Origin of the sequence: Azoarcus taiwanensis, assembly GCF_012910885.1 — a bacterium.
In the GTDB taxonomy this organism is placed as follows: domain Bacteria; phylum Pseudomonadota; class Gammaproteobacteria; order Burkholderiales; family Rhodocyclaceae; genus Azoarcus_F; species Azoarcus_F taiwanensis.
Genome location: NZ_WTVM01000264.1, coordinates 1 through 1,279 on the forward strand (window position 1 = coordinate 1; position 1,279 = coordinate 1,279).

General features: G+C 59.3%; 1 protein-coding gene. It reads left to right on the forward strand.

All coding sequences use genetic code 11. The annotated features are described in order from the left end of the window. Positions 1–76: 76 nt before the first annotated feature. The gene (locus GPA21_RS20190) at positions 77–1,114 is read left to right on the forward strand and encodes an IS5 family transposase (RefSeq protein WP_168989848.1); all 1,038 of its coding nucleotides are present in this window, start codon (positions 77–79) and stop codon (positions 1,112–1,114) included. Positions 1,115–1,279: the final 165 nt, after the last annotated feature.

The window sequence follows — 1,279 nt, forward strand, 5'->3', positions numbered from 1 at the left end:
GGGCGCCTCGAAAAACCTCGGCACCTCTGTGATTGGTAAAATTGGATTGTCCTGATTTCGTTCTCTGCCGCCAGCCATGAAGAAACGCACCGCCATCAAGACCGACCTGTTCGCCGACGAGCATCACCGCAAGAAGATCGACACGCTCGGAGATCCACTGGCCGAAATCGAGTCGTACATCGACTTCGGGGCGTTGGCGGCGGAAGTGGATCGGGTGGCGCCGCGTCCGGTGAGTCCGCAAGGCGGTCGTCCGCCGTATCCGACCGAGACGATGGTACGCATTCTGGTGTTGAAGCGGCTGTACAACCTGTCGGACGAACAGATGGAGTATCAGTTGCTTGACCGGATGAGCTACAAGCGCTTCTGCGGGTTGGCCAGCGCGATCAATATTCCGGATCGAACGACGGTGTGGACGTTCGAGAATCGCATCGGTGAAGCCGGCGCGAAGGTCTTGTTCGACGGCGTGTCGGCCCAACTGCTCAAGCGCGGTTTCATCGCCCGCGGTGGTCAGATCATCGACGCCACGCTGGTGCCCGCGCCCAAGCAACGCAACAGCCGTGAAGAGAACAAGCTCGTCAAGGAAGGGGCGATGCCGGCCGACTGGAAACCGGCCAAACGGCGCCAGAAAGACACCGATGCCACCTGGACCAAGAAGCACGGCAAGAGTCACTTCGGCTACAAGCTCTCGATCAACGTCGACAAGAAGTACAAGGTCATCCGCAAGATCGAGACGGGTACGGCCAGCATCCACGACAACCAGCACTTCGAGAGCGTGTTCTACACCCTGAACACGAGCCGAGACGTCTATGCGGACCGGGGCTACACGTCCAAGGGGCGTGAAGACTGGTTGAAGGACAAGGGTTACCGGAACCAGATTCAGAGAAAGGGTACGCGCAACAAGCCGCTGTCTGAGTGTCAGCAAGGGCGTAACCATCGCATCGCCAAGACGCGCGCCCGTGTCGAGCACGTGTTCGCGGCCATCGATCAGATGGGCGGCAAGCTGATCCGCACGATCGGCCAGGCGCGGGCGAACTTTGCGATGACGATGATGGCCACCTGCTACAACCTGAAGCGGCTGGTGTACTTCCAGAAGGCCGGAATCGAGGCTTTTTGACGCCCGAAATGGGCCGAATCGCCGGTTTCCAGGGCGATTCGAAGAGAAAACGGGGCGACACCGCAGAGAAAAGCGGTGATTTGCCGGAGAAATTGAACCGAGTTCGGTCGCTGTCATTGTTTGGCGGCGGGATTCAACGAAAACCTCGCGTTATTCGAGGTGCCC